The sequence below is a fragment of the Actinomadura luteofluorescens genome (genome assembly GCF_013409365.1).
In the GTDB taxonomy this organism is placed as follows: domain Bacteria; phylum Actinomycetota; class Actinomycetes; order Streptosporangiales; family Streptosporangiaceae; genus Spirillospora; species Spirillospora luteofluorescens.
This window is the reverse complement of record NZ_JACCBA010000001.1, coordinates 2,404,801-2,430,040: the sequence shown is the minus strand read 5'-3', so window position 1 is coordinate 2,430,040 and position 25,240 is coordinate 2,404,801. Positions and strand designations below refer to the sequence as shown.

The following is a 25,240-nucleotide window of genomic DNA, read 5'->3' as shown; positions in this document are numbered from 1 at the left end:
CGTTGACCGGGATCGAGCTCGACCGGCGGGACGGGGTGCTCACGATCACCCTGTCCCGCCCGGAGCGGTTGAACGCGGTCGACGGCGCGCTGACCGAGGAGATGCTGGACGTCCTCAACGGGCTGATGCGCGACCCGTCCATCCGGGTGGTCGTGCTGACCGGCGCGGGCCGCGGGTTCTGCTCGGGCATGGACCTGCAGGGCGGCGACCCGGGCGGCGCGAGCGGTGAGGGCCGCGTCCAGCGGCTCTACCGGGGCATCGCCCGGGGCGGCGAGGTCACCGCGCGGCTGCGGGAGATCCCGCAGCCGGTGATCGCGGCGCTGCACGGCCCCGTCGCGGGCATGGGCGTGTCCTGGGCGCTGGCCTGCGACCTGCGGGTGGCCGACCCGACGACCCGCTTCGTCGTGCCGTTCGTCGACCTCGGGCTGTCGGCCGGCGACTGCGGCCTGTCGTGGCTGCTGCCGCGCCTGGTCGGGCCGGCGAAGGCCGCGGAGATCTGCTACCGGGCGCAGCGCCTGGACGCGGCGCGCGCCGACGCCCTCGGCCTCGTCACCGAGATCGCCCCCGAGGGCGGGGACCTGGACGCCGCCCAGGCCCTCGCCGGCGAGCTGCTCGGCAGGTCCCCCTACGGCCTGAGCCGCACGAAGGAGCTGCTGAACGCGTCCCTGGACGTCCCCGGCCTGCGCCGGCAGCTCATGGCGGAGACGGCCGTGCAGACCCTGGCCTTCTTCAGCGAGGACCTCGCCGAGGGAATGGCGGCGACCATGGAGAAACGCCGACCGGATTTCAAGAACCGCTAGCGGCCCTCAAAGGGATGCCGAGGCCGGCCCAAGGGGGGTGACCCCCTTGGGCAAGGGCCGGTCTCGAAGCGGTCCCGGCCACGCGCGCGAACGCGTGAACTGCCCGGTGTCGCGACGCCGGAGGCGAGCGACACCGGGCAGATCGCGAAGCGATGCCGCGTTCGCCAAGGCCAGGTCACGTAGCGAGCCGCCCGGCGAGCGCAGTGGGCCGGGACTCTGAAACACGACCTAGTCGGCGAGCGCGGTGGAGAGCGCTTCGACGTAGCGGAGGGCGGCCAGGCGGGCCAGGGCCGGATGGGCGCCGAGGGGCGCGGAGTGGGCGGAGCCCACCGTGGCGGCGGCCGCTGTGATCAGCGCGGTCTCCGGCTCGGACCCGATCAGGTGCGGGGCGACGGCGATGGACGCCGCGCCGGCCGCGCGCAGCTGCTCGTAGGCGGCCTTCACCGACGCCTCGTCGTTCAGCGAGGCGGTGAAGACGGGGGCCGCGAGGCGGGAGGCCAGGAGCACGCCGGTGACCTCGGCCTGCCGGACGGCGGTCGCGCCGCCCGGGGTGGCGACGATCACACCGGACGCGGCCGTCACCATCGTCATCAACCTGATCCGGTCGGCGCGGGCGAGCCCCGCGTCGGCGAGCCGGTCGTGCAGCGCCTCGGCGATGAGCGGGTGCGGGCCGAGCGGCTCGGCGGCGACGGTGCGCACGGGCGCGGCCGCCACGGCGGCGCGCACGGCGGCGTCGAGCGCCGGGTCGGGCCCGGTGGACAGCGGCACCACCACGGCCGCGAGCTCGTCGCCCTGCGGCCGGATCCCGGCGAGCGCGGCTTGCAGGCTCGCCTCGTCGCCCTCCAGGTGGCCGACGTAGGCCGGTTGCCCGGTGTGCTCCAGTTCGACGAGGTGGGCGAGCTCGGCGGCGATGTCGGTTCCGGCCCGCCGGGCGGGTCCGGGGACGGCGAGGACGAGCGTGGGGGATCCGGGGGGCAGCAGGAAGGATTCGTCGCCGCGGTGACGGCCGCCGCGGGGTGTGCGGCGCCGTCGCGACGGCAATGCCTCGGATGCCTGGCTTTCGGGACTCACGGCGGGCATCGTAACGCCCTCCGGCCCGGGAGCCGTCCTCCCGGCCCGGCCGTCGTCGTTGCCTGTAGGAATCGTGGATCTCCTTCCCGGACCGGTCGCGGCGCGAGCGGTGGTGAAGAAGCAGAGTATGGCGCATTGTCGCGGAGCGACAGGGGGAAATGAAGCAAATTGTCCGGATTTGCCGCTATCCTCTTGTCTCAGGTTCGACAAGATCGTCTTGCCTCCGCACATCGCCGCAGGTGGCAAGGAATTGCGGCAATGCGGCCGAATGCCGTCAAAGGGGTTGCGGGGGCGTCGCGGGCGGCCTTTATGATCCAGGGGCCCTCCGTGCCGGACGTTCGAGGTCACATGAAATCCCCCCGTAGGCGGTCGATCCGCTCGAAGGTCACCGCGCTGCTGCTGGTGCCGCTGCTCTCGCTCGTCGCGCTCTGGGGATACGCCGCGATCATCACCGGCCGCGACGCGCTCGCCCAGCGCCGCTACCACACGCTCGACCGCGAGTTCGCGCCGAGCGGGCAGGGCGTCCTGGTCGAGCTCGGCAAGGAGCGGCTGGCCTCGGCCGTGTTCCTCAGCACCCCGCGCCAGGCCGCGGGCGGCATCCCCGCCGCCCTGGTGTCGCAGCGCTCGCGCCTCGACGACGCCGTCGAGAACTTCCGCCGCAAGGCCACCTCCGACGCCGCGCGCAGCGCCACGAACGCCGAGATGGAGTCGCGCGTCTCCGCGGTCCTGCGGGCGCTCGGCGGGCTCGGCGGGCTGCGCGCCGCGGTCGACGCCCGGTCCGTCGACCGGTTGGCCGCGGTCAACGGGTACGGCACGATGGTCGACAACATGCACCGGCTCTACGACAGCCTCGTGGCCATCGACGACTCGGCGCTCTACGACTGGACGCAGTCCACCCGGCACGCGGGCCGCGGCATGGAGCTGCTCCAGCGGGAGAACGCGCTGGTCGCGGGCGCGTTCATCACCAAGGGCCGGATGACGGCGGCCGAGCACCGCATGTTCGTGGAGATGGTCGGCGAGCAGCGCTGGCAGTGGACCAAGCAGCGCTCGCTGCTCGACCCGGTCGTCTACCGGACCGGCACCGCGCAGGTGTTCGCGTCCCCGCGGTACCAGACGTTCAAGGCGATGGAGGACCGGATCGCCGACGCCGACCCGCGCCGGCCGATCCCCGTCCAGCCCGGCGAATGGCAGCGCACGGCGCAGCCGCTCGTGCTGTCGGTCAACGCGATGGTGCTCGGCAACTCCAGGCGCGCCGGGGAGCACGCCGACGACCTCGGCCGCGAGGCCTACCTGAGGCTCGCCGCCGTCGGCGGCCTCGGCCTGCTGGCGATCCTGCTGTCGGTGCTGCTGTCGCTGCGGTTCGCGCGGGGCTTCGTCCGCGAGCTCGTCGGGCTGCGCGGATCGGCCGAGGAACTGGCCGAGCAGCGGCTGCCCGGCATCGTCGAGCGGCTCGGCCGCAACGAGACCGTGGACGTCGCCGCGGAGGCCCCGCCCCTGGACGCCGGCCGCACCGCCGAGGTCGCCCGGCTCGCCGAGGCGTTCGCCAAGGTGCAGCGGACCGCCGTCGACGCCGCCGTCGGGCAGGCCGAGCTGCGCGCGGGCGTCAGCCGCATCTTCCTCAACATCGCCCGCCGCAACCAGTCGCTCCTGCACCGCCAGCTGACGCTGCTGGACGGCCTGGAGAGCCGCGCCGAAGCCGACGACCTGGAAGACCTGTTCCGCATCGACCACCTCACCACCCGCATGCGGCGGCACGCCGAGAGCCTCATCATCCTGTCCGGCGCGACGCCGGGGCGCGGCTGGCGGCGGCCGGTGCGCTTCGCCGACGTGCTGCGCGCCGCCGTCTCGGAGATCGAGGACTACACCCGCGCGACCGTGCTCACCGACTCCGAGGACGGGCTGGTCGGCGCGGCCGTCACCGACGTCGTGCACCTGCTGGCCGAGCTGATCGAGAACGCGGCGGCGTTCTCGCCGCCCAACACCGAGGTGCGGGTGATGGCCGAGCGGGTCGGCACCGGGTACGCGGTCGAGGTCGAGGACCGGGGCCTCGGCGTGAAGCCGGAGCAGCTCGCCGAGGCCAACCGGCGGCTCGCCGAGCCGCCCGAGTACGACCTGGTCGACACCGACCAGCTCGGGTTGTTCGTCGTCGCGCGGCTGGCCGCCCGCCACGACATCACCGTCACGCTCCACCGGTCCCCGTACGGCGGCGTGACCGCGATCGTCCTGTTCCCGCACGAGCTGGTGGTGTCGGCCGAGGAGATGGCCGCCGGGGTGCCGCCGCCCGCGCACGGGCCCGAGGACGCGCCCGCGGCCCTGACGGGGACCGCCGTCGACGGGGGACCGGAGCGGGAGGCGATGCTCATGGCCGCGCCCGTCCCCGAAGGGGTCGTTCCGCTCCGCGACCCCGCCGAGCTCGCCCGTCCCGCGGACGACCCGCGGCACGGGCAGCGGAACGCTCCAGGGCACCTGGAGGGCGCCGGCGGCCACCTGGAGGCGCCGCCCGCGCTGCCCGCGCTCACCGGACCCCAGGCGCCCGCCTCGGACCCGGCGCCCGCGACGCCGTGGGGCGTCCCGGCCCGGCCGATGCCGCCCGCACCGCCGCGTCCCGCCCCGAACCCCTGGTCGGACGACGCCCACACGCCGGAGGCCGAGGGCCCCGGCGGCGCCGCCGACGAGGACACCGCCGAGGCCGCCGGCGAGGACTGGCAGCCCGCCGGAACGCACGCCGGTTTGCCCCGCCGCGTCAGGCAGAGGAACCTGGCCCCGCAACTGCGCAAGAATCCCCCGTCGCCACCGCCGCCCGGCGGAACCGCGAACGGGGCAGTCGCACGCTCGCCCGAGGAGGCACGCTCGCTGATGGCATCGATACAGCAGGGATGGCGGCGCGGACGCGCGTCCGACATGGGGGATGAAGGGACCCGATGATGCACAACACCGTGACCGGTGAGCTGAACTGGCTGCTCAACGACTTCGCCCAGCGGGTCACGACGGTGCGGCAGGCGGTGATCCTGTCGCGTGACGGGCTCGCCGTCGCCGCCTCCAACGAGCTCGCCCGGGAGGACGCCGAGCACCTGTCGGCGCTGGCGTCCGGCGTGCAGAGCCTCGCCCGCGGCGCCGGCCGGCACTTCGCGGGCGGCAACGTCCGGCAGACCATCATCGAGATGGACGCGCTGCTGCTGTTCGTCACGGCGGCCGGCGACGGCACCTGCCTGGCCGTGCTCGCGGAGGCGGAGGCCGACGCCGGACTGGTCGCCTACGAGATGGCGGTGCTGGTCAAGCGCGTCGGCCAGCACCTGCAGGCGAGCCCGAGGTTCGGGACGGACACGGGCGGTCAGGGGTTCGGAGGCGCCGGGGGGTCCGCGCCGCGGGGCTTCTGACCGATGACCCCGCCGGGAGAGCGCTGGCTGGACCGCGAGGCCGGGCCGCTCGTACGCCCCTACGCGATGACCCGGGGACGGACCCGTCCCGAGGGCGCGGGCTTCGAGCTGATCGCGGTGGTCGCGGCCACCGGCGTCCCGCCGGGCGACCGGCTGCGCTACAGCCCCGACCACGCGCGGGTGCTGCGGGGCTGCGCGCGGCCGGTCACGGTGGTCGACCTCGCGGCCGACCTCGGCCTGCCCATCGGCGTCGTGCGGGTGCTGCTCGGCGACCTGCGGGACAAGGGCCTGGTCGCGGTGGTGGACGAGGCGCGCCCGGCCGAGGGCCGGCGGCCCCCGACCGGGGTGCTGAGGGAGGTGCTCAATGGACTCCGCGCGCTCTGACCGGCCGCCCGCGCGGCCGGGCCTCGCGGCCCGGCCGCTCGTCACCACCAAGATCCTCATCGCGGGCGGGTTCGGCGCGGGCAAGACCACCCTGGTCGGCTCGGTCAGCGAGATCCGGCCGCTGCACACCGAGGAACCCCTCAGCGACCGCGGCACCGGGGTCGACGACGTGTCCGGCGTCGACGCGAAGGCGACCACGACCGTCGCCATGGACTTCGGCCGGATCACGCTGTCGGACCAGCTGCTGCTCTACCTGTTCGGCACCCCCGGCCAGGAGCGGTTCTGGTTCATGTGGGACGAGCTGGCGGCGGGCGCGATCGGCGCGGTCGTGCTCGCCGACACGCGCCGGCTGACCGGCAGCTTCCCCGCGATCGACTACTTCGAGCGCCGCGGCGTCCCGTTCGTCGTGGCCGTGAACTGCTTCGACGGCGAGCGGACGCACCGGCCGAGCGACATCGCCATCGCGCTCGACCTGGACCCCGGCGTCCCGGTGGTGCTGTGCGACGCGCGCCGCCGCGAGTCGTCCAAGGAGGTCCTCGTCACGCTGATGGAGCACGTGCTGAGCTGGCCGGACGACGAGGACGAGGCACCCGGCGGCCGGAAGGCCGATCATCGTGAACCCGCGACGTAGTAGGCTCCCGCACACCCCCGTACTCCACGCATCGGGAGGTTTCCCCCGCATGTCCCGCCCCCCAATGCCGACCGCGACACACGTGAGCAGGGTCCGCCAGCCGTGATGGGCCCCCGTTTCTCCTCCATCCGGGCGAGGATCAGCCTGCTGGTCCTCGTGCCGCTGCTGGCGCTCGCCTCGCTCTGGGTGTTCCTCACGGGCTTCACCTACGGCGACGCGAACCAGCTGCTGCAGAGCCGCGACTTCCAGGAGAAGACCGTGCTGCCCACGCAGCACCTCATCGACGCGCTGCAGAAGGAGCGGCGGCTGACGATGGCCGAACTCGGCGGCGCCCGCACGGACGCCGGCGTGATGCGGACGCAGCGGCAGGCGACCGACGAGGCGAGCGACAAGGTCCGCGAGGGCGCGCGCGACGGCGGCCTGCGGGGCTCGATCCTGCCCCTGGTCGTCGAGCGGCTGGACGCGTTCGTGGAGCGGATCGACACGCTGCGCGGCGTCCGGCAGAGCGTGGACCAGCGGGTCGCCGACCGCGAGCGCGTGCTGCGCGAGTACAGCGGCATCATCGACGCGGGCTTCGCCGTCTACAACGCGACCACGCCCGGGGACGGGTCCATCACCGCGCACGCCCGCACGCTCGCCTCCTTCGGCCGCGCCCGCGAGTTCATGTCGCGCGAGGACGCCCTGCTCACCGGCGCCCTGGCCGCCGGGCACATCACCTCCGCCGAGCGCGGGGAGTTCGCGCAGCTCGTCGGCGCCCAGCGGATGCTGTACGCCGACAACGCGCCCAACCTGCCGCACGACGACCACGGACGCTACGAGCGGCTCGCGGCGTCGCCGCCGTTCGTCCAGCTGCGGACGCTGGAGGACCAGGTCATCCGCGGCGCCGAACCGCCCCGCACCGCGGTGCGCAAGACCCGCGAGGCCGGTGCCCAGCCCGCCGCGGGCGCCCGCAACGGGCAGCCCGCCGCGCACGCCCCGCACGCGCCGGTCATCGACCCCGCCATCTGGCGGTCCCTCGCCGACACCGCCAACGGCCGGCTGTTCCAGCTGGAGAACAAGGTCCTCGACGACGTCGCCGACCACGGGCAGCACATCGCGATCGGCGCCTTCACCCGCCTCGGCCTCGCCGGCGGCGTCGGCCTCATCGCGATCGTCCTGTCGGCGCTGCTCGCGGTCCGGGTGTCGCGGCGGCTGCTGGAGGAGTGCCGCACGCTCGCCTCCGGCGTCGTCGACTTCACCCGCACGCGGCTGCCGCTGCTGGCCGAGCAGATCCGCGCCGGCGCCCCCGTCGAACCCGAGGCCGCCCCCGAGCTCGACTACCGCATCACCGAGATCCGGCAGATCGCCGAGTCGTTCGACCGCGCCCGCGAGGCCGTGCTCGTCGCCGCCGAGGGCGAGGTCGCGGCCCGCCGCGGCATCAGCGAGGTGTTCGTCAACCTCGCGCGCCGCAACCAGGCGCTGCTGCACCGCCAGCTCAGCCTGCTCGACACCATGGAGCGCCGCACCGAGGACCCCTCGGAGCTGTCGGACCTGTTCCGCCTCGACCACCTCGCGACGCGCATGCGCCGGCACGCCGAAGGCCTGGTCATCCTGGCCGGCAAGACCGCCGGACGCGGCTGGCGCCGTCCCGTCCCGCTGGTGGACGTGGTGCGCGGCGCCGTCGCCGAGGTCGAGGACTACCCGCGCGTGCGGGTGCAGCCGCTGCCGCGCGTCTCGCTGCTCGGCTCCGCCGTCGCCGACGTCATCCACCTGCTCGCCGAGGTGGTGGAGAACGCCACCACGTTCTCGCCGCCGCAGTCGCCCGTGCGGGTCAGCGGCCAGGCCGTCGCCAGCGGCTTCGCGATCGAGGTCGAGGACCGCGGCCTCGGGATGACCGAGGAGGCGCTGCGCCGCGCCAACGAGCGGCTCGCCCACCCGCCCGAGTTCGACCCGTCCGACAGCGCCCAGCTCGGGCTGTTCGTCGTCGCCCGGCTGGCCGAGCGGCAGGACATCACCGTCACGCTGCGCCCGTCCCCGTACGGGGGGACGACGGCGATCGCGCTGATCCCGAGCTCGCTCATCGTGGAGAGCGCCGAACCGGAACCGTCCGCCGTGCGCCGCGCCACCGGACCCATGCAGAAACTGCCGAGCCCCGCCGCGGCGCTCCCCGCCGCCGCCCGCCCGGCGGCCGCCCCCGGACGCGGCGAGTCCGCCGGGGTCGTCCGCCTCGTCGCGGAGGCCGAGCCGTACCGGCCCGAACCGGGCCCGCTCGCGCCCAGGCCGGCGGCCCCGGCCGAAGAGCCCGAGCCCGCGGCGCCGCGGCGGGCCGAGACGCCGCCCGCGCCCGCCCGGGCCGAGCCGCCGCCGGAGCCCGCCCCGCCCCTGCGGGAGGGTGAGCTGCCCAAACGCAGGCGCCAGCAGCACCTGGCTCCCCAGCTCAAGGAACGGGTGGACGCGCACCTCGCCGCGCAGGGCCAGGCCCCGCCGCCCGCTGCGGAACCGGCCGCGCCCCCGGCGGCGCCCGCGCCGGAGCCGGCGGTACCGCTCGCCGCGCCCGTCCCCATGGACGCTATGGACGCTCCCGCGGACGGGACCGGCCGCGACACGGCCGGGACCGTTCCCACGGACGAGGACCCGGACGACGGCGCCGCCCGCTCGCCCGAGTCGATGCGCTCGATGATGTCGGCCATGCAACTCGGCTGGCAGCGAGGCAGGCAGGACGCGGCCGACGCGGAGGCCGCGGGCAACGAAGGCGACCAGGAGGACGACGCCCCATGACACAGCCCCAGCACTCCGGCACGGAGGTCCCGGGCGGAGCCGGAGGTGAACTCAACTGGCTCCTGGACAGCCTCGTCCAGCGGGTCGCCCCCGTGCAGAACGCCGTGGTGCTGTCCAGCGACGGGCTGCGGATGGCCGCCTCCAGCGGGCTGGCCCGCGAGGAGTCCGACCACCTGTCCGCCGTGGCCGCCAGCTTCCAGAGCCTCGCGCGCGGAGCCGGAGAGTCCTTCGGCGGCGGAGCCGTCCGGCAGACGATCGTGGAGATGGAATCGTCGTTCCTCTTCGTCACCGCCGCCGGACGAGGCGCCTGCCTGGCCGTCCTCGCCGACGCCGAGGCCGACCTCGGGATCATCGCCTACGAGATGGCGATGCTCGTCACCCGGGTCGGCCAGCACCTGTCGGCCAACCCGCGCGTCGCCGCGGCCGAGCACGGCGGCGCGTGAGATGAGCGGCACGGCCTGGTACGACGACGCGGCGGGCCCCGTCGTGCGTCCGTACGCGCTCACCCGGGGCCGGACGCACTACGACGGCGTCGAGTTCGACCTGGTCGCGCTGATCGTCGCGGCCGACCCGCCCGAGCCCGCGGAGGACGCCCACGCACTTCCGGCGACCCCATGGGCGCCGGAACCGGAACATGACATGATCCTCGAGCTTTGCCGCACCCCGTTGTCGGTCGCCGAGATAGCGTCGGATCTGGAACTTCCCCTCGGGGTCGTCCGTGTCCTGCTCGGCGACCTGCTCGACCACTCGCTGATACAGGTCCGGCGCCCCGCGCCGGTGGCGCAGTTCCCCAGCGAGCGCGTACTCAAGGAAGTGATCGATGGAATCCGTGCGCTCTGACGCGGCCGCCCACCAGGGCGACTCGGCGCTGACGGTAAAGATCCTCGTCGCCGGCGGCTTCGGCGTCGGCAAGACCACCCTGGTCAGCGCGGTCAGCGAGATCCGCCCGCTGCGCACCGAGGAGGCGCTGACCGAGAAGAGCATCGGGATCGACGACACCACCGCCGTCGCGTCCAAGACCACCACCACCGTGGCGATGGACTTCGGGCGCATCACCCTGCCCAACGGCCTGGTGCTCTTCGTCTTCGGCACCCCCGGCCAGGACCGGTTCTGGTTCATGTGGGACGAACTGGCCAAGGGTGCGCTCGGGGCGGTCGTCCTCGTCGACACCCGCCGCCTCGCCGACTGCTTCGCCTCGGTCGACTACTTCGAACGCCGAGGCGTCCCCTTCATCATCGGGGTCAACCGCTTCGACGGCGCCGGTCAGCACTCGGCCGACCAGGTCCGCGACGCCCTCGACCTCGCCCCGGAGATCCCCGTGATCTCCTGCGACGTCCGCGACCGCGAAGACGCCAAACGCGTCCTCATCAGCCTCGTCGAACACATCATGCGAACCATGAGCACTGGCAGGCAGCTTGCTTATTAGTTTTTCTCCTCCTTCGGGCCCGGAGGGCCCTCCATCGTCGAAAAACTAGGCGATCGCTGGCATCGCTCCGGCTCGCCTTGCGGCTCGCTGCGCGATCAGGTTCTTGCTTCGCTCGAACCTGCCTTCGGACGCGATCGCGGGTGTTGGGGTCGTTGCGGGGTTGCGGTGGGGGGTTGAGGTTGTCGCAGTGGTGGGTGCGGGGGGCGTGTATGGCTCGCCTTGCGGCTCGCTGCGGTGGGGGCTGAGGTAGGCGTTTAGGTGGTCTTTGGGGCCCCGTCCGGTGCGCTGCACTGGGCGGGGCCGTTGCTTGTGGCTAGCTTTGTCCTCTGAGTGGGGAAAGTTTGAGGTTTCTGGGGGAAAGGTCTTCTCATGGCGGCGAAAGGGGGTTACGGTCTCGGGCATGAGACCGGCGTCACAGGATGCCGGGGCCTGATCCCGAGGGGACGGCGTGATGCGCATGTCGGCTCGTCCGCAGAACGTGCACCAGGCACGCCTGCTGCGGCTGCTGCGTGACGAGGGGCCGCGCTCGCGCGCCGAGCTGGGCGACGTCGTCCGGCTGTCGCGGTCCAAGCTGGCCGTCGAACTGGACCGGCTCGTCGAGCTCGGCCTCGTGGAGGGCGCCGGGCTGGCGGCCTCGCGGGGCGGGCGGCGGTCCGGGATCGTCCGGCTGTCGCCGCGGTTGCGGTTCGTCGCCTTCGACATCGGGGCCACCTCGATCGACGTGGCGGTGACCGACGGCGAGCTGGAGGTCCTCGGGCACGTGAGCGAGCGGTGCGACGTCCGGCAGGGCGCGACCGTGGTGCTGGAGCGGGCGCTGGACCTGCTCGGCAAGCTGCGCGACGAGGGCCTGATCCCCCAGGTGCACGGGACGGGCATCGGGGTGCCCGGGCCGGTCAGCTTCCGCGACGGCATGCCGGTCGTCCCGCCGATCATGCCGGGCTGGGACCGGTTCCCGGTGCGGGACGCGATCGGCCAGGAGCTCGGCTGCCCGGTGCTCGTCGACAACGACGTGAACCTGATGGCCCTCGGCGAGCTGCACGCCGGGCTCGCCCGGTCCGTGGACGACTTCCTGCTCGTCAAGATCGGCACCGGGATCGGCTGCGGCATCGTCGTGGACGGCGCCATCTACCGCGGCGTGTCCGGCAGCGCCGGGGACATCGGCCACATCCGGGTCGACGACGACGGCCCGACCTGCGCCTGCGGCAACGCCGGATGCCTGGAGGCGTTCTTCGGCGGCGCGGCGCTCGCGCGGGACGCGGAGGCGGCCGCGCGCTCCGGCCGCTCGCCCGCGCTCGCCGCCCTGCTGGAGACCCACGGGGAGCTGGGGGCCGAGCACGTCGGCGAGGCCGCCGCGGCCGGCGACCCGAGCGCGGTGCAGATCATCCGGGAGGGCGGCCGGCACGTCGGCCAGGTCCTCGCCGGGCTCGTCAGCTTCTTCAACCCCGGCCTCGTCATCATCGCGGGCGGCGTCGCGGGCCTCGGCCACGCGCTGCTCGCCGAGATCCGCAGCGTCGTGTACCGGCGGTCCGCGCCGCTCGCGACCGGCAACCTCCCGATCGTGCTGTCCGAGCTCGCCGGCGCCGCCGGCGTGGTCGGCGGCGCCCGGCTCATCAGCGACCACGTCTTCTCCGCGTCCTGACCCCCTCTCCGGCCCCCGAGGAGGCCCGATGGGCTCGCCCGAACCCGAACCGCTGCTGCGGATGCGCGGCATCGTCAAGCAGTTCCCCGGCGTCCGCGCCCTGGACGGCGTCGACCTCGACGTCCGCCCCGGCGAGGTGCACTGCCTGCTCGGCCAGAACGGCGCCGGCAAGTCCACGCTCATCAAGGTGCTCGCCGGCGCGCACCAGCCCGACCAGGGCGAGATCATGTTCGGCGGAGCGCCGGCGCGGCTCGCCGGGCCCACCGCCGCCATGCGCGCCGGGATCGCCACCATCTACCAGGAACTCGACCTGGTGGACGGCCTGTCGGTCGCCGACAACATCTTCCTCGGCCACGAGAGGGCCCGCCTCGGCTTCACCCGCCGTGGCGAGGCCGAGCGGGCGGCGCGGGAGCTGCTCGGGCGGCTCGGGCACGGGGAGATCCCGCCGCGCCGCGAGGTCGGGCGGCTGCCCGCGGCCGGCAAGCAGGTCGTCAGCATGGCCCGCGCCCTGTCGCACGACGCCCGCCTCATCGTGATGGACGAGCCGTCCGCCGCGCTCGCCCACGACGAGGTCGCCAACCTGTTCCGCATCATCCGGGAGCTGACCGCCGCCGGCGTCGCCGTGGTGTACATCTCGCACCGGCTGGAGGAGATCCGCGAGATCGGCGACCGGGTCACCGTCCTCAAGGACGGCCGGTCGGTCGCGGGCGGGCTGCCCGCGCGGGGCACCTCCACCGACGAGATCGTGTCGCTGATGACCGGGCGCGACGTGGAGTACGTGTTCCCGCCGCGGCCCGAGCCGCAGGACGCGAGCCCCGAGGTGCTGCGGGTCGAGGACCTCACGCTGCCCGGCGCGTTCGAGGACGTCTCGCTCACCGTCCGCGCGGGCGAGATCGTCGGGCTCGCCGGGCTGGTCGGGTCCGGGCGCTCGGAGATCCTGGAGACCGTCTACGGCGCCCGGCGCCCCGCGCGGGGACGGGTGCTCGTGGACGGCCGCCCGGTCCGTCCCGGCGACACGGGCGCGGCGGTGCGGCGCGGCATGGGCATGGCGCCGGAGGAGCGCAAGAGCCAGGCGCTGCTGCTGAACGAGACCGTCGCCGCGAACGTCAGCGTCGCCTCGCTGCCGCGCTACGCCTCGTTCGGCTGGCTCAGCCGCCGCCGCGAGCTCGCCGACGTGCGGCGCCAGATCGAGTCGCTCGACATCCGTCCGCCCGACCCGCGGCGCCCGGTCGTGACGCTGTCGGGCGGCAACCAGCAGAAGGTCGTGCTGGCCCGCTGGCTGCTCGGCTCGGCCGGGCTGCGGCTGCTTATCCTCGACGAGCCCACCCGCGGCGTGGACGTCGGCGCGCGCGCCGAGCTGTACGCGGTGATCCGCGAACTGGCCGGGCGGGGGATCGGGGTGCTGCTGGTGTCCAGCGAGGTACCCGAGGTGCTCGGGCTCGCCGACCGCGTCCTCGTCGTCCGGGAGGGGCGCGTCGTGCACACCGGCGACGCCCGCGACCTCGACGAAGGCGCCGTGCTCAACATGATCATGGAGGGGAGTGCCCTGTGACCGGCACCTTTCACTCCGGAGGGTCGGCCCCCCGGACCGAGAAGACCGCGGGCGAGCGCGGCGGGCCGCCCGCCCGCCCGACCGGCGGGCGCGGACGGCCGTTCGCGCGGGGCGGCGGCGCGGGCGGCCGCGAGATCCACCACCTCGGGCTCGTCGCCGCGCTGGTGCTGCTGTCGGCCGTCGGCCTGGTGACCGAGCCCGGCAACTTCGCGACGTCGGGCAACGTCGTCGGCATCCTCGCGCTCGCCGCCACCATCGGCGTGATCACCGTCGGGCAGACGTTCGTCATCATCGGCGGCGGGATCGACCTGTCCGTCGGGTCGGTGATGGCGCTGGCGTCGGTGTGGGCGACGACCGTGGCGACGCAGTCCTACGGCCCGGCGGTGATGGCGCTGTGCGCGGTCCTCGTCGGCACCGGCGCCGGCGTCGTCACCGGACTGCTGATCTCCTACGGCCGGCTCGTGCCGTTCATCGCCACCCTCGCGATGCTCGTCGCGGCGCGCGGGCTGGCGCAGCGGATGTCGGACCGCAGGACCCAGCTCGTCCGGCCGGAGAACGACGCGATCGAGGCACTGTCCACCACCAAGCTGCTCGGGCTGCCGCTCGTCGTGTACATCTTCGCGGCCGTCGCCGCCGCCGGATGGCTGCTGCTCAACCGCACCACGTTCGGCCGCCGGACGTTCGCGGTCGGCGGCAACCCCGAGGCGGCGCGCCTGGCCGGAATCGACGTCCGCCGGCACACCCTGACGCTGTACGCGCTGTCCGGATTCTGCTGCGGCGTCGCCGCGCTCATCATCATGGCCCGCACCACCACCGGCTCCAGCACCCACGGCGACCTGTACGAGCTGGACGCGATCGCCGCCGTCATCATCGGCGGGACGCTGCTCACCGGCGGGCGCGGCACCATCGCCGGGTCGATCCTCGGCGTGCTGGTGTTCACCCTCATCACCAACCTGTTCATCCTGAACGGCCTGCAGACCAGCGACCAGCTGATCGCCAAGGGCGCGATCATCGTGATCGCCGTGCTGCTGCAGCGCCGCGGGCTCCGCTCGCCCACCTGAGGACACCGCCCGACACCCACCCCTCGTCCGGCGCCGCGCGTCCCGGGGAACGCGCGGCGGGGGACGCCCCATCCCTTGATCAGGAGCACGTCATGCGTGATCAGAGCCCCCGTCCCACCCGCAGAGGCGTCCTGTTCGGCGGCGCCGTCGTCGCGGCGGGCAGCCTCGCCGCGGCCTGCACCAGCAACAGCGCGAAGGACGACCCGAGCCCGGCGGCGCAGGCCGGGTCGCTCGGCGGCGACAACGACAAGCCGGGCAAGCAGGTCACCATCGGGTTCTCCGCGCCCGCCGCGGACCACGGCTGGATCGCGGCGATCGCCAAGAACGCCGAGGGTCAGGCCAAGAAGTACAAGGACGTGACGTTCAAGCCGGTCGAGCCGACCAACGACATCAACCAGCAGATCTCCGCCGTCGAGTCGCTGATCCGCGCGAAGGTCGACGTGCTGGTGATCCTGCCCAACGACGGGGAGCAGTTGAACCAGGTCGCCCGCAAGGCGATGGACGCCGGCATCCCGGTCGTCAACCTCGACCGCGTCTTCCCCGACAAGCTGTCATACCGGACGTGGGTCGGCGGCGACAACTACGGCATGGGCGTCTCCGCCGGCCACTACATCGGCAAGAAGCTGAAGGGCAAGGGCGCCTCGAACCCCGTGATCGTGGAGATCCAGGGGATCGCGACGCTGCCGCTGACGCAGGACCGCAGCAAGGGCTTCGCGGACGCGCTGAAGTCCTACGGCTACACCGTCACCGCGAAGCAGGACGCCAAGTTCACCGTGGAGTCCGGCAACCAGGTCGCCTCCAACCTGCTCCAGGCCCACAAGAAGATCGACGCGCTGTGGAACCACGACGACGACCAGGGCGTCGGCGTGCTCGCCGCGATCAAGCAGTCCGGCCGCAAGGAGTTCTTCATGGTCGGCGGCGCGGGCTCGGCCAACGCCATGCGCGAGATCAAGACCGGCGGCGGCGTGCTGGAGGCCACCGTCACCTACCCGCCGACGATGGCCGCGTCCGCGATCAAGCTGGGCCGGCTCATCGCGCAGGGCAAGGGCATGGCCGACCTGGTCGAGCTCCAGGTGCCCCAGTCGATCACGCTGGCCTCCGAGACGGTGTTCAAGGACAACGTCGACACCTACATGCCGCTCGGCTTCGAGTCCTGAGCGACGGGGGCGCCGGCGCTCCCGCCCGCCCCCGGGCCGGAGCGCCGGCCCGGGGGCCGGGGCCTGCCCCCGGAAGACGACACAGAGAGGTGAGCTGAACATGACGACCGTCGGAGTCGGGATGGTCGGGCACGCGTTCATGGGACGCGCCCACTCCCAGGCGTGGCGCAGCGTGGGGCCGTTCTTCGGGCCGCGGCTGACGCCCGTCATGACCGCCCTGGCGGGACGCTCGGCCGAGCGCGCCCGCGCCGCCGCCGACGCGCTCGGCTGGGCGTCGGTGGAGACCGACTGGAAGGAGCTGCTCCGCCGCGACGACGTCCAGCTCGTCGACATCTGCACGCCGGGCGACAGCCACGCCGAGATCGCGGTCGCCGCGCTCGACGCGGGCAAGCACGTGCTGTGCGAGAAGCCGCTCGCCAACTCCGTCGCGGAGGCCGAGGCGATGGCCGCCGCCGCCGAGCGGGCGCGCGAGCGCGGCGTCCGGTCGATGGTCGGGTTCAACTACCGGCGCGTCCCCGCCGTCACCCTGGCCCGCAGGCTGGTCGACGAGGGCCGCATCGGCGCCGTCCGGCACGTCCGCGCCCAGTACCTCCAGGACTGGCTCGCCGACCCGGAGGCGCCGTTCACCTGGCGGATGGACCGCGACCGGGCCGGGACGGGCGCGCTCGGCGACATCGGCGCGCACATCATCGACACCGCGCAGTTCATCACCGGGCACGACCTCGTCGGGGTGTCGGCGCTGCTGGACACGTTCGTCCCGGAACGCCCGGTCCCGGGCGGCGGCACGGCGCAGGTCACCGTGGACGACGCGGCCCTGTTCGTCGGGCGCACCGACGGCGGCGCGCTCGCCTCGTTCGAGGCCACCCGGTTCGCCACCGGCCGAAAGAACGCCCTCCGGATCGAGGTCAGCGGCTCCTCCGGCGCCCTGGCGTTCGACCTGGAGTCGCTGAACGAACTGTGGTTCTACGACCGGGACGAGGACGACGCGACCGCCGGATTCCGCAGGATCGTCGTCACCGAGCCCGTCCACCCGTACGCCGACCGGTGGTGGCCGCCCGGCCACCTCCTCGGCTACGAGCACACCTTCACCCACCAGGCCGCCGACCTGCTCACCGCGATCGCGGACGGCACCGACCCGCGCCCGTCGTTCGCCGACGGCCTCCAGGTGCAGCGCGTCCTCGCCGCCGTCGCCGCGAGCGCGCAGTCCCGAAGCTGGGTCGACGTCGAAGGGAGCGCATCATGACACGACCCGTCACCCTGTTCACCGGCCAGTGGGCCGACCTGCCGTTCGAGGAGGTCTGCCGGCTCGCGTCCGGCTGGGGCTACGAGGGCCTGGAGATCGCCTGCTGGGGCGACCACTTCGAGGTCGACAAGGCCCTCGCCGACGACGGCTACGTCCCCCGCAAACTGGAGACGCTCGCCGAGCACGGCCTCAAGGTGTGGGCGATCTCCAACCACCTCGTCGGCCAGGCCGTCTGCGACAACCCCGACGAGCGGCACCGGGCGATCCTGCCCGAGCGCATCTGGGGCGACGGCGAACCCGAGGGCGTCCGCCGGCGCGCCGCCGCCGAGATCATGGACACCGCCCGCGCCGCCGCGCGGCTCGGCGTCGACACGGTCGTCGGATTCACCGGCTCCTCGATCTGGCACACCGTCGCGATGTTCCCGCCCACCCCCGAGGCGATGGTCGAGCGCGGTTACGCCGACTTCGCCGAGCGCTGGAACCCCATCCTGGACGTGTTCGACGAGGTCGGCGTGCGGTTCGCCCACGAAGTGCACCCGAGCGAGATCGCCTACGACTACTGGACGACCGTCCGGACGCTGGAGGCCATCGGGCACCGCCCCGCGTTCGGGCTGAACTTCGACCCGTCCCACTTCGTGTGGCAGGAACTCGACCCGGTCGGCTTCCTCCTCGACTTCCGCGACCGGATCTACCACGTCGACTGCAAGGACACCAAGGTCCGCACGGGCGACGGCCGCCGCGGCCGCCTCTCGTCCCACCTGCCCTGGGCCGACCTGCGACGCGGCTGGGACTTCATCTCCACCGGCCGCGGCGACGTCCCCTGGGAGGACGTCTTCCGCGCCCTCAACACGATCGGCTACACCGGCCCGATCTCCGTGGAATGGGAGGACGCCGGAATGGACCGCCTCCAAGGCGCCCCCGAAGCCCTCGAATTCGTCCGCGCCCTCAACACCATGGAACCGCCCAAAACTTCATTCGATTCGGCGTTTACATAGCATTTCTCTCCTCCTTCGGGCCAAGAGGGCCCTCCATCGTCGAGAAACGCGGGCGATCGCTGGCATCGCTCCGGCTCGCCTGGCGGCTCGCTGCGCGATCAGATTCTTGCTTCGCTCGAATCTGCCTTCGGACGCGATCGCGGCCATTGAGGTTGTTGGGTGGTTGCGGCGATGGTGCTGCTTCTGGGTCAGGGGGCGAGGCGGGCGCCGAGGTTGGGTGGGGCGTGGTCTGTCACGAAGCGTTCCAGTTCGGAGGCCGTGACGCCCATGGGCGGGACGACTATGAGCCGGTCCACGCCCAGCTCCCCGTAGTCCCGGACGTACTCGGCGTCCGGGGGGCGGGGCGGGCTGATCGAGATGTGGAGGGGATCGCGGCCCGCCTCGGCGGTGAGGGTGCGCAGCCGGGTGATCGTCTCGGCGGCGGCACGGCGGCCGAGCATCCAGCCGTACCAGCCGTCCGCGTGCCGGGCGGCCCGGCGGAGGGCCGCGGGGCTGTGGCCGCCCACCACGACGGGGATCGGCCGCTGCACGGGCCGGGGATGGGCGTCCACGCCCGCGAAGTCGACGTGGCGACCATGGAAAACCGGCTCGTCGTCGTACCAAAGGGACCGCATCGCCGCGAGGTACTCGTCGGCGCGGGCCCCGCGCCCCTCCGGCGGAACGCCGACCGCGCGCATCTCCGGTTCCAGGTATCCGGCGGCCATGCCGAAGACGAGCCTGCCGCCGCTGAGCACGTCGAGGCTGGCGAGCTGCTTGGCGAGGACCAGCGGGTTGCGCTGCGGCAGGACGACGACCCCGGTGCCGAGCGCGATCCGCTCGGTGCGTCCGGCTAGGTGGGCGAGGGCGACCAGCGGGTCCAGGAACGGCGCGTCCGGCTCGGAGGGGGACGGCGCGACGCGCGGGCGCGGCAGCACGACATGGTCGCCGGCCCAGACGGAGTCGTAACCGAGGTCCTCGGCCAGCGCGGCGATCCGGGCGGCGACGTGCGGATCGGCGCAGGCGTGCAGGTTGACGGCGAAGAGCCCGAGAGTCGGTGGCATCCATAGATAATCGAACTTTTCTACGATCGAGTCAACCGATGATCCAGCGGATATACCCTGCTCTCATGACCGAGGGTTCGGCGCGCGGTGGGCTGCCGGAGGGGCTCGCGTCCCTGGCGGGCTTCCAGCTGGCCAAATGCGGGTGGTGGCTGGAGCAGCGGCTGGAGGAGGAACTGGAACCGCTCGGGATCCGGGTACGGCACTTCCTGGTGCTGGCGATGCTCAGCACGTCCGAGTCCCTCTCGCAGCAGGAGATGGCCGACTACCTGCTCCTCGACCCCACGCTGATGGTCGGGCTCGTGGACGATCTGGAGGCGCGCGGATTCTGCGAGCGTGCCCGTGACCCGCGCGACCGGCGGCGCTACCGCGTCCGCGCCACCGAGGACGGCCGCGCGCTGCACCGCCGGGCCCGCGCCCTGGCCGACGCGGTCGGCGACGACGTCTTCGGCCGGCTGCCGGACGGTGAGCTGGGCACCGTGGTCCGGGCGATCGGCCAGGTCATGGAGCCGTTCTGGGCGGAACAGGCGGTGCGCCCGCGCCGCAAGCGGTGAGGGGCCCGGTCAAGGGAGGGCGCGGAAGTCGGCGAAGTCGAAGCCGGGGGAGACGACGCAGCTGACCAGGACCTCCTCGTCCCCGGCCGGGCGGGCTGCCTGCCAGGCGCCGGGCGGAACGAGAGCCTGAGGCACCTGGCCGTGGGATAGATCCGCGCCTAGTGTGATCCGCTCGGGCTCCGGTGACGGGTGGTCACCGTCACCGCCGAGGAGCAGCGTCAGCGGGCCGCCTGAGTGCCACAGCCACAGTTCCGCCGACCGGACGGCGTGCCAGATCGACTCCTCGCCGGGCGGTAGGAGGAAGTAGATGGCGGTCGCGGAGGCTCGCGCGCCCGGGTAGCCGTCCGGCGTGAACTCCGCGTCCGACCGCCATGTCTCGCGGTACCAGCCGCCCTCGGGGTGCGGGAGCAGGTCCAGCGCCTCGGCGGTCGCCGGCCGGTCCAGGGCCGCGACGTGCCGGCCGTCGGGGCCGCGCCGCAAGTAGCGGACGCGGGACGCGGTCGTGCGGTCGACCACGCCGCGCGCCGGCACGGCGCCGGGTGGGGGGTCCAGAGCGACGGCGACGAGCTGGCCGCCGGGGAACTCCTGGTCGGCGAGGGAGAGTAGCCCGGGCCCGTCGTCGGGCGCCCACACGGCCCCGGCCTCCTCCAGGACGAACCGGGGACCGGGCTGGGCCAGCCAGCCGTCGAGCGTCATGAGCAGCAGCACCCCCCGAGCCTAGACCGTCAGCACGACCTCGAACGGCGTGTCGCAGCCGCAACGACCATCGCCGCAACCACGCGACAACCTCAATGGTCGCGATCGCGTCCGAAGGCAGATTCGAGCGAAGCAAGAATCTGATCGCGCAGCGAGCCGCAAGGCGAGTCGAAGCGATGCCAGCGATCGCTGCGGTGCTCGACGATGGAGGGCCCCCAGGCCCGAAGGAGGAGAGCGCTGCAATAAACACAGCGAGTCGAAGCGATGCCGGCGATCGCCCGCGTTTTTCGACGATGGAGGGCCTTCAAGGCCCGAAGGAGGAGAAAGACGCCATGAACACCGCTAGTCCATCTCGGAGAGGCGGGCCGGGTCGAAGGCGATCGGGTAGGGGCGGTCCAGGGTGACGGTTTCGCCGGAGCGCGCTTTGCCGGTCAGCTCGTAGCGGCCGTCGTGCAGCTCCATGAGGGTGACGGCGGGGCGGGGCTCCAGGTCGACGAGCCAGTAGTGGGGGATGCCGGTCGCGGCGTACTCGTCGACCTTGCGGACGCGGTCGATCTGCTCGTTGACCGTGCGCGGCGTGACGACCTCGGCGACCAGGATGAGGTCGGGGCCGTAGTAGGTGCGGGTCTGGCGTTCGAGGGCGGCGCGGGCCACGTCGCGGGCGACGACGAAGACGTCCGGCTTGCGGATGCCCGCCGGGGTCGTGACGTCCTGCGGGGTGCCGGCGACGTGCACGTCGGCGTCCGCCTGCCGGGCGGCCTCTTTGAGGACCGTCTTGAGCTGTTCGGCCGCGTGGTCGTGCCAGAGGTCGCCGGGCAGCTCGTTGAGCCAGCCGTCGGCGAGTTCGTAGCGGCGGCCCTCCTCGGGGAGGGCGTCCAGGTCGTACAGCGTGTACGGACCGTGGGCACGGCCGACCGTCCCGCCCATGGATCGTCCCCCCCTCACCTCGATGAACGGGCTGATCCGAATCTAGTGGACGGGCGTCCGGAAAGAGCGCAGCCATGATCGCGCGTCGGGATGCGGACGAATGTCTCGAAAGCCGAGCGGCGGCGAGTTAAGATACATCGCGTCTTGACCCTCCAGCCGCTGGAGGGGCCAGGCTGTCGAGGCGGAGACGCCCGAAGGAGAGATGCGATGAGCGTCGAGCAAGACCGGGCCGCGCCCGCCGTGCGCGCCTCGGACCGCGACCGCGACGAGATGCTCGTCCGGCTCCACACGGCCTTCGCCGAGGGGCGGCTGAGCGAAGCCGAGCTGGACGAGCGCATCGACCTGGCCTTGGCCGCGCGCACCTACGACGACCTGGGCGCGCTGGTCGCCGACCTGCCGGCCGGGCGGGCCGCCCGGGAGGAGACCGGGAACGCGCCCGCCGGCCGGTTCCAGGTCGCCTACAAGGGATCGGTGGCGAAGGCCGGGCGCTGGCGGCTGCCCGAACGGTTCACGACCGTGGTCTACAAGGGGACGGGCCTGCTCGACCTCCGCGAGGCCGACCTCGACGGGGAGGTCACGACCCTGTGGGTGCTCGCCTACAAGTCCACCGTCCAGATCGTCGTGCCGCCGGGAGTCCGCGTGGAGGCCGACGGCGTGGGCGTGTCCACCGAGGTCTGCGGCGCCCTTCGGCCGGGGGCGCCGGTCCTGCGCGTCAAGGGCTACGCCTACAAGGGAGCGATCGAAGCGAAAGATCGGATATCTCGGGCGTGAGGTGATAGAACGCTCCCGCGGCCCCCATCGGCCGGCGTTCACGCGGATGTCAGTACAAGGCCCCCCGTGGCGCGATTTGATGGTGACTCGACAGGGACCGTGAAGGAGCGCGTGTGACCGCGAGGACCCCGGAGCAGCACGAGGCCCGGCGGACGGCCGAGGAGGGCCCGGCGGACTCCCGGCACGTGCGGCGGCGCCTCACGTTCGGCGTCGCGGGGGACCTCGCCGACATGCCGGCCGCGCGGTCGCCCTGGCAGCGCGCCTTCGAGGCGTGGCGCTCCGCCGGGCTGGACTGGGGCCACGGCTCCGCTCCCCGGGAGGCCGCGCCGCGGCCCGCGAGCCGCGACGCCGTCCGCGCGAAGTCCCCGCGGAAGCCCGCGCTGCCGCGCCCGGTGCGACCCGACCCGCATGACGTGCTGGTCGCGGGCCCGCCCAGGCCGCCGGCGCGCCCGCGACCGGCGATGCGGTCCGGGCCGACGCGGCGGTTCCGCGCGCGGGCCGCGGTCGCGGCCGGGCTCGTCGTGGTCGCCGGCGGCGCGATCTACGCGGTGTCGCGGGGCGACGACGGGCCGGCGGAGCAGGGCCTGCCCGGGCCGGTCGTCGCGGACCGGCTGTTCGCCCCCGATCCGGCCGCCACGAGCGACGGCCTCGTCCAGGACCTCACGACCCTCGCCTCCGCGGGCGCGACCGTCGTCGCGGCGGGCACCGAGGGCGACGGCGTCCCCGGCCGGGAGCGGGCCCGCTTCCTCGTCTCCGCCGACGCGGGGCACGCCTGGTCGCTCGCGGCGCTGCGCACGGCGGACGGCTCCGCCGTCCCGCCCGGCGAAACCCCGCGCCTGGTCGACGGCGGGGCGGGCCGCTGGGCCGCGCTCGGCCGCTCCTCCGCCGGCGGCGTGACGGCGTGGACGAGCGAGGACGCCGCGACCTGGACGCGCCGCCCGCCCACCGCGGGCTTCACCCCGTCCGACCAGGTGAACGACCTGGCCCGGACCGGCCAGGGCTTCGTCGCCGTGGGCTCCTCCGGCGGCCGCGCGGTGGCCTGGACCTCGGCGGACGGGCACGCGTGGCAGCGCGTCGACGGCATCGCGGGGATCACCGCCCTCGACCGCGTCGCGGCGTCCGGGAACGCGGTCGTGGCGCACGGGACGTACGGCAAGAGGGTCACCACGAAGCGGGGCAAGAAGAAGGTCACGCGGACCGTGCGGACCGACGGTCTCTGGCGGTCCACCGACGGCGGCCGGACGTGGGCGCTCGTCGGCGTCCCCCAGGCGCAGGGCTCCTACGGGCCGACGAAGGGCCTGGCGGTCGGCCCCGGCGGCTTCGCGACCGTCCGCGAGGGCAGGCAGACGACCGGCCGCAAGAAGAAGCGCAGGACGACGCGCTTCGGCGTCCTGTTCACCTCGGCGGACGGTGCCAGGTGGCAGGCCGCGGGCCGGTTCGGCGGCGCCGGGATCGAGCGCTTCGACGGCACCCCCTCCGGCCTCGCCGTCATCGTCCAAGGTGCGGCGGCCGGCCAGCGGGGCGCGCGCACCGTCCTGCGGAGCGCGGACGGCCGCACCTGGCAGCCGGGAGGCACGATCGCCGCGCCGGTGCGGAGCAGCGGCCTGACGGTCGCCAACGGAAAGATCGCCGTCTCGGGGCGGCAGGGCGACGACGGCTACCTGTTCGGCGTGGACCTGCGCACCGTCCCGGGCGCCGTCCATCCGGAGCGCTCGGTCAGGTCGCTGGCCGCGGGGCCGGGCGTCTCCGTCGCGGTGGGAAGCACCAACGGCAACGCCGCGATCTGGACGGCCCCCGACGGCCGCGCGTGGAAGCGCGCCGGGTTCCCCGCCACGGCCGGCCTGCTGTCCGATGCCGTCCGCGGCGGGCGCGGCTGGCTGGCCGTCGGCCGCGCGGCGGGCACGTCCCCCGGCCCTCTCGCGCTGACCTCGCAGGACGGGCTCACCTGGCAGAGGCCCCGGTTCCCGGCGGGCCCGCCGCCCGTGGCCGCCGCCACCGGCCCGTCCGGCTACGTCGCGGTCGGGACGGGCGTGGCCTGGCGTTCGGCCGACCTGAGCACCTGGAGCCGCGCGGGCCTCGACGGCGCCCCGGCCGACGTGGCCGCCACGAGCAGGGCCTACGCGGCGGTCGGCGGACGGGGCAAGGAGCCCGCGGCCTGGACGTCCCCGGACGGCCTCAGGTGGACCGCCGCCAAGCTTCCGCCCGGCCTCACCGCTCCGCTCACCCAGGTCGCCGCCAAGGGCGACACCCTCGTCGCGATCACCGGCGGCGCGGCCGCGCTGGTGTCCACCGACGCCGGTGCGACGTGGACGCGGCGCGACCTCGGGCCGGGCCTGGCCGCCACCGCCGTCGCGGCGACGCCCGGCGGCTTCGTCGCGGCGGCCTCGGCGAAGGACGACGCGGCCGTCCTGACGTCATCCGACGGCGTGAACTGGCGGCGCCTCGCCGTCCCCGGCCTCACCGGTCCGGGCGACCAGCGCCTCACCGCCCTGACCGCCATGGGCCCGGCGATCCTGGCGACCGGCACCGACGCCGACGCTCCGATCCTCTGGCACGCCCGCACCCTCGGGTGAGCGCGGGGTGCCGGGCGGTCAGCCGTTGCAGCCGCAGGAGCAGCCCTTCGCGCACGAGCATCCGCCGCCATGTCCGCAACTGCAGTCCTTTTTCGTCATGAGCGGAAAGTAACCTTTGCGGCACTTGCGGTCTATGACCGAGTGGCGACGTGCACCTGTCGGCGAGGACACGGGCCCCGGCGAGGACACGGGCCGTCCCTCCGCGGGGGAGAGGGACGGCCCGTGCCCGGTTCGGGGGACGCGAGGGCTCAGAAGTTGATGTGGAAGTCCACACCGAGCAGGACGAGGATCCAGAGGAAGACGGCCAGCAGCGCGCTGACGATCTTCTCCACCAGGCCCTCGGTGATGTAGCCGCGATCCCAGGCGATGAACACGCCGACGATCAGGTAGATGAGGCCGAGCAGGCTGATGTGCGGCCGATATCGGGTCGCCATGGAAGGCGTCTCCTCCCGGTGGGGGGTTGTGCCGATCGGACGCTGCCCCACCGGTCAGGAGAAAAACCCCGGAGGTATTCCGGACCTAACCATGACGCTACTTTTGGCATCTCCCAAATCCGGGGACCCTGTCGGCCGTCACCCGGCCGTCACCG

At 73.8% G+C, this 25,240-nt stretch carries 23 protein-coding genes; 18 read left to right on the top strand and 5 right to left on the bottom strand.

Annotated elements, in window-relative coordinates; all coding sequences use genetic code 11:
• Positions 1–2: 2 nt before the first annotated feature.
• The gene (locus BJY14_RS11120) at positions 3–800 is read left to right on the top strand and encodes an enoyl-CoA hydratase/isomerase family protein (RefSeq protein ID WP_179843539.1); all 798 of its coding nucleotides are present in this window, start codon (positions 3–5) and stop codon (positions 798–800) included.
• 228 nt (positions 801–1,028) lie between these two features.
• Here BJY14_RS11120 and BJY14_RS11115 read toward each other — a convergent pair whose 3' ends face one another.
• Positions 1,029–1,871 (bottom strand): sirohydrochlorin chelatase, encoded by an 843-nt coding sequence (locus BJY14_RS11115; RefSeq protein ID WP_179843538.1) that lies wholly within the window; start codon positions 1,869–1,871, stop codon positions 1,029–1,031.
• A gap of 348 nt (positions 1,872–2,219) precedes the next feature.
• Between BJY14_RS11115 and BJY14_RS11110 the strand changes: the two genes are divergently transcribed.
• The 14 genes from BJY14_RS11110 to BJY14_RS11045 all read left to right on the top strand — a co-directional run bounded on the left by BJY14_RS11110 (position 2,220) and on the right by BJY14_RS11045 (position 18,093).
• Entirely contained in the window at positions 2,220–4,796 is a 2,577-nt protein-coding gene (locus tag BJY14_RS11110; protein ID WP_179843537.1) for a sensor histidine kinase, read from the top strand.
• Positions 4,793–5,248, top strand: a complete 456-nt coding sequence (locus tag BJY14_RS11105; RefSeq protein WP_372505413.1) for a roadblock/LC7 domain-containing protein — start codon at positions 4,793–4,795, stop codon at positions 5,246–5,248. The genes BJY14_RS11110 and BJY14_RS11105 overlap by 4 nt, the downstream gene beginning before the upstream one ends.
• Before the next feature lie 3 nt (positions 5,249–5,251).
• Positions 5,252–5,632, top strand: coding sequence for a DUF742 domain-containing protein (locus BJY14_RS11100; protein WP_179843536.1), 381 nt, complete (start codon positions 5,252–5,254; stop codon positions 5,630–5,632).
• Positions 5,613–6,263 (top strand): GTP-binding protein, encoded by a 651-nt coding sequence (locus tag BJY14_RS11095; RefSeq protein ID WP_179843535.1) that lies wholly within the window; start codon positions 5,613–5,615, stop codon positions 6,261–6,263. The genes BJY14_RS11100 and BJY14_RS11095 overlap by 20 nt, the downstream gene beginning before the upstream one ends.
• A 105-nt stretch (positions 6,264–6,368) precedes the next feature.
• Positions 6,369–9,020 carry a sensor histidine kinase gene (locus BJY14_RS11090; protein WP_179849298.1) on the top strand — a complete coding sequence of 884 codons (2,652 nt, stop codon included), beginning with the start codon at positions 6,369–6,371 and terminating at the stop codon, positions 9,018–9,020.
• Complete coding sequence (locus BJY14_RS11085; protein ID WP_179843534.1) at positions 9,017–9,463, top strand: roadblock/LC7 domain-containing protein; 447 nt, start codon at positions 9,017–9,019, stop codon at positions 9,461–9,463. Before BJY14_RS11090 ends, BJY14_RS11085 begins: the two co-directional genes overlap by 4 nt.
• A 1-nt stretch (position 9,464) precedes the next feature.
• The gene (locus tag BJY14_RS11080) at positions 9,465–9,860 is read left to right on the top strand and encodes a DUF742 domain-containing protein (protein ID WP_179843533.1); all 396 of its coding nucleotides are present in this window, start codon (positions 9,465–9,467) and stop codon (positions 9,858–9,860) included.
• On the top strand, positions 9,841–10,446 hold the full coding sequence (locus tag BJY14_RS11075; RefSeq protein ID WP_179843532.1) for a GTP-binding protein: 606 nt from the start codon (positions 9,841–9,843) through the stop codon (positions 10,444–10,446). The genes BJY14_RS11080 and BJY14_RS11075 overlap by 20 nt, the downstream gene beginning before the upstream one ends.
• A 451-nt stretch (positions 10,447–10,897) precedes the next feature.
• Positions 10,898–12,085: an ROK family transcriptional regulator gene (locus BJY14_RS11070; RefSeq protein ID WP_218905273.1), complete on the top strand. Its 1,188-nt coding sequence runs from the start codon at positions 10,898–10,900 to the stop codon at positions 12,083–12,085.
• A gap of 28 nt (positions 12,086–12,113) precedes the next feature.
• Positions 12,114–13,637, top strand: a complete 1,524-nt coding sequence (locus tag BJY14_RS11065; protein ID WP_179843531.1) for a sugar ABC transporter ATP-binding protein — start codon at positions 12,114–12,116, stop codon at positions 13,635–13,637.
• On the top strand, positions 13,634–14,698 hold the full coding sequence (locus tag BJY14_RS11060) for an ABC transporter permease (protein WP_179843530.1): 1,065 nt from the start codon (positions 13,634–13,636) through the stop codon (positions 14,696–14,698). The genes BJY14_RS11065 and BJY14_RS11060 overlap by 4 nt, the downstream gene beginning before the upstream one ends.
• Before the next feature lie 92 nt (positions 14,699–14,790).
• Positions 14,791–15,855, top strand: a complete 1,065-nt coding sequence (locus tag BJY14_RS11055) for an ABC transporter substrate-binding protein (protein ID WP_179843529.1) — start codon at positions 14,791–14,793, stop codon at positions 15,853–15,855.
• Between the two features lie 100 nt (positions 15,856–15,955).
• Positions 15,956–17,098, top strand: a complete 1,143-nt coding sequence (locus BJY14_RS11050; RefSeq protein WP_179843528.1) for a Gfo/Idh/MocA family protein — start codon at positions 15,956–15,958, stop codon at positions 17,096–17,098.
• Positions 17,095–18,093 (top strand): sugar phosphate isomerase/epimerase family protein, encoded by a 999-nt coding sequence (locus BJY14_RS11045; RefSeq protein ID WP_179843527.1) that lies wholly within the window; start codon positions 17,095–17,097, stop codon positions 18,091–18,093. Before BJY14_RS11050 ends, BJY14_RS11045 begins: the two co-directional genes overlap by 4 nt.
• 188 nt (positions 18,094–18,281) lie before the next feature.
• Here the strand turns inward: BJY14_RS11045 and BJY14_RS11040 are convergent, their stop codons facing one another.
• Entirely contained in the window at positions 18,282–19,133 is an 852-nt protein-coding gene (locus BJY14_RS11040) for an LLM class F420-dependent oxidoreductase (RefSeq protein ID WP_179843526.1), read from the bottom strand.
• Between the two features lie 65 nt (positions 19,134–19,198).
• Between BJY14_RS11040 and BJY14_RS11035 the strand changes: the two genes are divergently transcribed.
• Complete coding sequence (locus BJY14_RS11035; protein WP_179843525.1) at positions 19,199–19,684, top strand: MarR family winged helix-turn-helix transcriptional regulator; 486 nt, start codon at positions 19,199–19,201, stop codon at positions 19,682–19,684.
• A 9-nt stretch (positions 19,685–19,693) separates the two neighbouring features.
• On the opposite strand, the gene BJY14_RS11030 is transcribed toward BJY14_RS11035, so the two are convergent.
• Complete coding sequence (locus BJY14_RS11030; RefSeq protein ID WP_312879139.1) at positions 19,694–20,392, bottom strand: cupin domain-containing protein; 699 nt, start codon at positions 20,390–20,392, stop codon at positions 19,694–19,696.
• Between the two features lie 330 nt (positions 20,393–20,722).
• Positions 20,723–21,307, bottom strand: a complete 585-nt coding sequence (locus BJY14_RS11025) for a Uma2 family endonuclease (protein WP_179843524.1) — start codon at positions 21,305–21,307, stop codon at positions 20,723–20,725.
• 207 nt (positions 21,308–21,514) lie between these two features.
• On the opposite strand from BJY14_RS11025, the gene BJY14_RS11020 reads away from it, so the two are divergent.
• Both BJY14_RS11020 and BJY14_RS11015 read left to right on the top strand, forming a co-directional pair.
• Entirely contained in the window at positions 21,515–22,078 is a 564-nt protein-coding gene (locus BJY14_RS11020) for a DUF1707 SHOCT-like domain-containing protein (protein ID WP_179843523.1), read from the top strand.
• Between the two features lie 113 nt (positions 22,079–22,191).
• A complete protein-coding gene (locus BJY14_RS11015) occupies positions 22,192–24,651 on the top strand; it encodes a hypothetical protein (RefSeq protein ID WP_179843522.1) in 2,460 nt (819 codons plus the stop codon).
• Positions 24,652–24,899: 248 nt separating this feature from the next.
• Here BJY14_RS11015 and BJY14_RS11010 read toward each other — a convergent pair whose 3' ends face one another.
• On the bottom strand, positions 24,900–25,085 hold the full coding sequence (locus tag BJY14_RS11010) for a hypothetical protein (protein WP_179843521.1): 186 nt from the start codon (positions 25,083–25,085) through the stop codon (positions 24,900–24,902).
• Positions 25,086–25,240 lie beyond the last annotated feature (155 nt).